The sequence below is a fragment of the Paenibacillus sp. 01T422 genome (genome assembly GCF_056398785.1).
On the sequence record NZ_JBFTQB010000343.1, the window covers coordinates 1 to 7,355 of the forward strand.

General features: G+C 47.0%; 4 protein-coding genes and 1 pseudogene. 4 read left to right on the forward strand and 1 reads right to left on the reverse strand.

Features of this window, described 5'->3' with window-relative positions:
- On the reverse strand, nt 1–1,360 hold a 1,360-nt coding region (locus AC1DUA_RS19315), incomplete at its 3' end, for a PucR family transcriptional regulator (protein ID WP_477501317.1).
- A 965-nt stretch (nt 1,361–2,325) separates the two neighbouring features.
- Between AC1DUA_RS19315 and AC1DUA_RS19320 the strand changes: the two genes are divergently transcribed.
- The 4 genes and pseudogenes from AC1DUA_RS19320 to AC1DUA_RS19335 all read left to right on the forward strand — a co-directional run.
- Nucleotides 2,326–4,089: an ABC transporter ATP-binding protein gene (locus AC1DUA_RS19320; RefSeq protein WP_477501318.1), complete on the forward strand. Its 1,764-nt coding sequence runs from the start codon at nt 2,326–2,328 to the stop codon at nt 4,087–4,089.
- Nucleotides 4,086–5,936 (forward strand): ABC transporter ATP-binding protein, encoded by a 1,851-nt coding sequence (locus AC1DUA_RS19325; RefSeq protein ID WP_477501319.1) that lies wholly within the window; start codon nt 4,086–4,088, stop codon nt 5,934–5,936. Before AC1DUA_RS19320 ends, AC1DUA_RS19325 begins: the two co-directional genes overlap by 4 nt.
- Nucleotides 5,937–6,317: 381 nt before the next feature.
- Complete coding sequence (locus AC1DUA_RS19330) at nt 6,318–6,833, forward strand: GNAT family N-acetyltransferase (RefSeq protein ID WP_477501320.1); 516 nt, start codon at nt 6,318–6,320, stop codon at nt 6,831–6,833.
- A gap of 18 nt (nt 6,834–6,851) precedes the next feature.
- A pseudogene (locus tag AC1DUA_RS19335) lies at nt 6,852–7,355 on the forward strand (HAD family hydrolase); the annotation flags it as partial.

A 7,355-nucleotide genomic window follows, 5' to 3' on the forward strand; every position in this document is an offset into this window, starting at 1 on the left:
CTTCAATAAAGGAGGCCAATGACCCGCTTTGTTTCATCGTCAGGATGACTTTGCCCAAGTGAAGCTCTTCGTAGAATGGTGTTTCCAGTACCCCGATATCTTTCTGAATTTCAATCATATCCAGCGCGGTTTGATAGCTTATCTTGAGGAGAGAGGGGTCACTTAATCTTTTGCCAATTCCCAGAAAAGGCGTGAAAAGCGCCGTCTCTTGCAGGTTTTCCGTCTTCTGTAAGCGCTGAATGGCCCTTATCATTCGATCCTGAAAAGGTACTGATCCTAGCTGATCAAGCAAGATGAAAATGAAATGAGAATTAGTAAAGGCAGGGACCAAATAGAAGCCTTCACCTTCGAAAATGGATCGTGCTACCATTTGTTTTTGTAGGAGCTGCGATTCATGATCGTTCGCGTCGTCCCGTGCAGATCTGCTTTCAAACACACATACAACGGATTGATCAAGCCTCACATTAGGCTTCAGGGCAAGCATGTAGTCTCGAATGGTTTGCTGGGTGTGCTTACCGTTCAGCCAATCCATGACCCAAAGATCTTGCTTGTACCGCTTTTTCTCTTCCATGTAGGTCGTGCGCATCATTTCTTGGGCAATGGCTGTTGCGAACCGGTCTAACGCAAGAATTTGAAATTCGCTCAACTCCTGTTCTCCGTACAAAAGAAGATCAGCAAACATGCGCTCAAGTGCCAGAATAGGCCGATGGGCAAGCTTACTTTTTATATCAGGCAGTCGAAAGATTTCTCCAAAAATCCATTTTTCATAAAAGAGCTCTGCTTCGGTCTTCGGTATTTCTGGGATAAACCGGGCTTCCTCTCCATAAGGAAAAAAGGCGACTTGGGCTAGTGTCGTTTCGTGTAAAAGCTGTAAGAGCGGCTGCAGTCCCTTTCCTGAGAGGAGCAGCTGATTTAATTGCGTTGATAGGGCTTCGAGCTCAGACACCATCGTATAATGCTGATGAATGAAATAGGCATGCAAATCTTGAGTGATATCAATATAGCGGACTTCTTCATGAAAAAAGATGAGTGGAAAATGTTCGCGTAAGGCAAGCTCTTTCATGCGCTGGAGGGGTTGTTTGGTATAGGTCCCCAGTTCAATACATAGGCCAGATGCTCCGCTGTCGATTAATTGTTGGAGGAAGGAGAGGCTTAATTCTTCGTTATCATGCCAGCCAATCCCTGTGTTGAGGATGAGTTCATGGCCATTCAATAGCTGGCCGACATGCGGCACTTCCATGATATGAACCCAACGAACGATGCGGTTCAATGCTTCTTCACTTGCAATAGTTTCGGCTTTCTGAAACAAAGGACGCTGCAAAATGTCTTTCACGGTTAATTGCAAAAGTGTCTGAACCAATTTCATCCACCGCCTATGTGTTAGTGAAGGTAACATGAGAGCCGTATTGGTGATTTTTTACTATTATACAATGTGTCTAATGACTTGTGGAGAATATTCTTATAATAGGAGAGGACCGCGAGCGAGTGTGGTTTTTTACTGCGTGTACATGTGTTTATAGGGGTATGCGATGGTTACCCTTATGTTGGGGGCGGGGGAGCTTGTGGAGGTGGCGAGTAATCGCGGTTGAGGTAAGTGGGTTATATGTCGCTAAGCCAGCCATGAGGCGCGATCTGTTCACTTTAGCGTTGTAAAATAGCTATAAGGCACTGGGTACACCGTATTCCGTTGGATGATTTCCAATGAAAACGTCAATTATGCACCTAAACTGCTCGTTCCATTGGACGAAATCCAATAGAACTGTCATATCTAGTGATATATCGCCTCGATTAACGGATCTCATTGGATTTCATCCAATAGGATCGCTAATCGGGTCCTAAATTCACTGTGTCCATTGGATTTCGTCCAATGTACCAATCGGATCGCTTATCCGCTGATCTAACTCCATTCTGAATGGTCACCCATTAACCCAACCTCGATCCGATTGCTCATCCGCTGATCTAACTCCACTCTGAATGGTCATCCATTAACCCGACCTAGATCCGGTTGCCCACCCGCTGATCTAACTCCACTCTGAATGGTCACCCATTAACCCAACCCCAACCCAATTGCTCACCTGCTGATTTAACTCCACTTTGAATGGTCCCCATTAACCCAACCCCAACCCGATTGCCCACTCGCCGACTCAACTTCAATCTAATTACTCTCTTGCTGATCCACTCCCAGGCGGTGTTGTAGGTAATGAAAACGTGCGTTGTCGGTTGCAGTTCAATTTAGTATGATTGAATGTACGATTGGAAGAGGAGGACAATACTTAACGACATGAATGATTAATGTCATTAATAATTACTGGAGGCCCTTACATAATGAAGGTAAACCCAAAAAAGAGTAACTCCATGGGGCAGTRCGCTGAGCTTTTGAGCCGATATTTGCTCCCACAGAGAGGTACACTCGTTTTATTGACGCTGCTGTTGTTCGCTTCAATAGGACTGCAATTAGTCAATCCGCAAATTATTCGTTATTTTATCGATCAGGCACAAACTGGTAGCGCTATGCAGCCGTTGATCACAGCAGCTATTTTCTTTATCGGTTTCTCGCTTGTGCAGCAGCTTGTCTCCGTCATAGCGACCTACTATAGCGAAAATGTCGGTTGGAAAACGACGAATAAACTACGCGTTGATTTGGCGGCACATTGCTTGTCACTGGATATGTCCTTTCATAAATCGCATACATCAGGTTCACTAATTGAGCGTGTCGACGGCGATGTGAATGCGCTTGCGAATTTCTTCTCTAGCATGATTATTCATTTATTCGGTAATCTGCTTTTGATGGCAGGCATTATTGTCCTATTATTCCGTGAGAATTGGATTATTGGCGCAGGCATGGCTTTTTTCGTCGTTTTTGCCGTTTTTATGATTCAGTGGATTCGTAAATTTGCTGTTCCTGTGTGGGCGGGCTGGCGGCAGGCAAATGCTGAGTTTTATGGTTTTATCGGCGAACATTTGGAAGGAACGGAAGATATCCGCGCCAACGGAGCCGTAGGATTCGTGATGAATCGTTTTTATACGATGCTAAGAAAAATGCTGCCGCTGCGAGTCAAAGCCTTTCTAGGCTTTTGCGCGATGTGGAATATGTCGATTTTCGTTTTTGCATTGGGCAATGCCATGGCTTTCGGAATTAGTGCTTATCTATGGTATAGCCACAACATCTCGCTCGGTACGGTGTATTTAATTTTCTTTTATACAGAGCTGTTAGCCAAGCCCATTGAGAAAATCCGTACACAAATGGAGGATTTGCAGAAAGCAGATGCAAGCATTTCCCGGATTCGCGAACTATTTGCTACACAATCTGAGATCAAAGATGGACCAGGTGCATTGCTGCCAAAAGGACCACTTCGTGTTGAATTCCGTGATGTAACCTTCAGTTACGATGGGGATCTGCCTACTCTCAAAGGTGTAGAGTTGGACTTAAAGCCAGGGGAAGTCTTAGGCTTACTAGGGCGAACGGGCAGCGGTAAGTCAACGATGGCTAGACTTTTGCTGCGGTTTTATGACCCGCAAGGTGGCACAATTGCTCTAGGTGGGACCGATATACGTGACTGTACTTTGGCGGAGCTACGCAAACATGTCGCACTCGTGACGCAAAATATTGAGATTATGCAGGGAACAATTCGCGATAATTTGACCTTTTATGATAACGCCATTTCGGATAAAGAAATTGTCGATGTACTTACTGAACTTGGACTCGGCTCGTGGTATGAGTCAATGCCAGAAGGGCTGGATACGATGTTGGCCTCAGGTGGGGGCAGCTTATCCGCGGGTGAAGCGCAATTGCTGGCGTTCGCACGGGTATTTTTAACGAAACCAGGACTTGTTATTATGGATGAAGCATCCTCTAGACTAGACCCCTTGACAGAACAGCGCATTGAGAAAGCTGTATCCAAGCTGCTAACAGAACGATCCTGTATCATGATCGCGCACCGATTAACTACAGTGCAGCGTGCGGATCATATCCTTATTTTGGATAATGGCCATGTGATGGAAACGGGGAGAAGAGAGCAGTTGGCCGCAGACCCAAATTCTCGATTCAGCCAATTACTTGCAACGGGGCTTGAGGAGGTATTGGTATGACTACGTTTCACTATTTGTGGCGACTAATTATGTACCGACCTTTGCGTTATTTTATTAATGCGATTGCTTGGACAATTATTTATTTGGCACCGATCGTGCCAGGTTTGATTACGAAACAATTTTTCGACTCTTTGACGGGGAATTCTACTTTGAGCTATGGCGTATGGGGTTTGATTGCGCTGCTCATTGCAGCTGCTTTAGGGCGAATTTGCCTTATTGTTATCGGTTTTATAACCGATGTTCATTTCCGCTTTCGGATGGGGATGCTGCTGAGACGTAACTTGCTTGAGCATGTTTTAAAGCAGCCAGGCGCACAAGCTATTCCGGTTTCTCCAGGGGAAGCAATTAGTCATTTTCGGGACGATGTGGATCAATCCGAGGAAGCTGCAAGCTGGTCTGTTGATGTATTTGGCTTGACTTGTTTTGCCATTGTGTCCGGATATATTCTGATTCGTATTGATGCTCAAATGACACTGCTCGTGTTTCTGCCGATTGTGCTTGTCATTACGGCAGCGCAGCTGGCGACGGTCCGCCTTCAGAAGTATCGCGCGGCGAGTAGGGAAGCAACCTCCAAAGTGACGGGGGAAATCAGCGAAATGTTCGGTAACGTACAAGCCATTCAAGTGGCGGGAGCCGAGGACCGCGTCATTGAACGATTCCGCAGCTTTGGCGATAACCGTCGAAAGGCGATGCTCAAGGATCGCTTAATGACCGAACTGCTGGATTCCGTGTTCTCCAATTCCGTGAACCTGGGAACAGGGCTCATACTTCTGCTAGCCGGTACGAAAATGAGAGCGGGCACCTTTACAGTCGGAGACTTCGCACTGTTCGTCTACTATTTGACCTTTGTGACGCAATTTATTACGAATGTGGGTAAATTCATTACATATTTTAAGCAGATGAGCGTGTCGTTGGAACGGTTAACGTTTCTTTTGCAGGGAGCTTCGGCGAAGGTTCTAACGATGGTTAATTCGCTGCATTTGAAGCCGGGCAGCGAGGGCAGAGGGAAGCAGACGGGGCGGACAGGGCAGAAGGAACAGACCCAAGCTGCAACGCATGGTGGCGCGAGCAGAACGGAGCAAACCGAGAGTGCGAGGCTCGCGAGCGAAGCTGCGCTGCAGCGGCTTGAAGTGAATGGATTGAGCTATGCCTATGCGGATACTGGCAGAGGTATCTCAGACATTCACCTCAGCTTGCAAAGAGGATCGTTCACCGTTGTAACGGGAGCGATCGGCTCTGGCAAAACCACGCTGGTGCGCTCCCTCCTTGGGCTCCTGCCCAAAGGGAAAGGGACCATCGCGTGGAACGGAGTGCCCGTCGAAGACCCGGGCACCTTCTTCACCCCGCCGCGGAGTGCTTACACCGCGCAAGTGCCGCGGTTGTACAGCGATACGCTGCGCAACAATATTTTGCTCGGGCAAGCTGAGCAAAGCGATAGCTTGCAGCAGGCGCTGCACGCGGCGGTGCTGGAGTACGACGTCGCGCAGCTGCCTGGCGGGCTGGACACCGTCATCGGCCCGCGCGGGGTGAAGCTCTCCGGCGGCCAAGCGCAGCGGACGGCTGCAGCGCGTATGCTCGTGCGCGACGCCGAGCTGTATGTCTTCGACGACCTGTCGAGCGCGCTCGATGTGGAGACGGAACAGAAGCTCTGGGAGCGGATGTTCCAGCGTCGCAGCGATGCGACCTGCTTGGTCGTCTCGCACCGCAAAACGGCGCTGACCCGTGCCGATCACATCATTGTGATGAAGGAGGGGCGTATTGAAGCCGAGGGTACATCGGAGGAGCTGCTGCAGCGAAGTCCGACGTTCCGAGAACTTTGGTATGGCGATGAGCGGCAATCGGAGTAATGAATGAGAAGGGAGCCAATTGGCTCTCTTTTTTATTTTATTCTAGAAAGGTAACACCACCAACCAAAGTTAAGAGTGTTTTACAACGTTAACGCAGCCAGTATGCCCGTCCCGCACAAGTTAACGGTGTATAACAGCGTTATGAAAGTGGTTAAAGTCTAAATTGGGTAATACCACCAAAGTTAAGAGTGTTTTGCAATGTTAACGCCCCCTGTATGCCCACCCCCCACGAGTTAGCATTATAAAACAACGTTAACGTTGCATGAGGAGGATGCGTACATCAAATTGGAAGCAGCCCACTTCGTTTGCACATATTTTTAAAAATATTTAGAGGGAATTACTGGTAGATAAACGAATATTTGATTGCGAGGGGGTTTAATCATGGAAATCAGAACAGAAGAAATGAAGGATCATCAGGCTATTTATCAGCTGAATGTGGAGGCTTTTGGACATAGAGAAGATGAAGCTCAATTAGTTGAGCGTATCCGGGCTTCACAAGGTTTTATACCGGAATTGTCGATTGTAGCAGAGACGGATCAACAGATAGTAGGTCATATTTTATTGAGTAAAGCCATGATAATGAATGCCCACAAAGAACATGAGGTCATCGTGTTAGCCCCTATAGCGGTTATGCCGGGTTTCCAAAAGCAAGGCGTAGGCACGCACCTTATCCATGAAGGAATCCAGAGAACAAAAAAATTAGGATACGGCTCTATATTCCTGATTGGTCATCCTAGCTACTATCCGAAATTCGGATTTGTACCAGCCAACACTTACGGATTTGAGTTAAAGCAGTTTCAGGTTCCAAATGAAGTATTTATGGTAAACGAAATTATTGAGGGCCATCTGCTGAATTGGAGCGGAGAGCTTCGATACCCGGATTCTTTTTTTAGCTAGAAAGGAGTGACGGCTCGGATGTTAAAAGCAATTATTTTTGATCTGGACGGAACGCTGCTGGATCGACAGACATCTCTGAAAGCTTTTATCGAGAATCAGCACCAGCGGTTCATTGAGCTCCATCGAATTGATAAAACCGTGTATGTGGACAGATTTATCGCCTTGGATCAGAGAGGTTACGTATGGAAAGACAAAGTGTATCAGCAGCTAAAGCAGGAATTCGATCTAGCTCTGCAGTGGGAGGATTTGTTAAATGATTACATGGAGCAATTCAGCTCGCACTGTGTGGGGTTTCCTAATCTACATGAACTTTTGACCGAATTGAAACACAGCGGATATAGCTTGGTTTGATTACCAATGGTTATGGAGCCTTTCAGACTAAAAATACAGAAGCATTAGGAATCTCACCCTACTTTGATGCGATACTCGTTTCCGAAATAGAGGGGCTGCGCAAGCCGGATCCTGCAATTTTTCATAGAGCGTTACATAGATTGGGAGCACAGCCTAGTGAAGCAGTATATG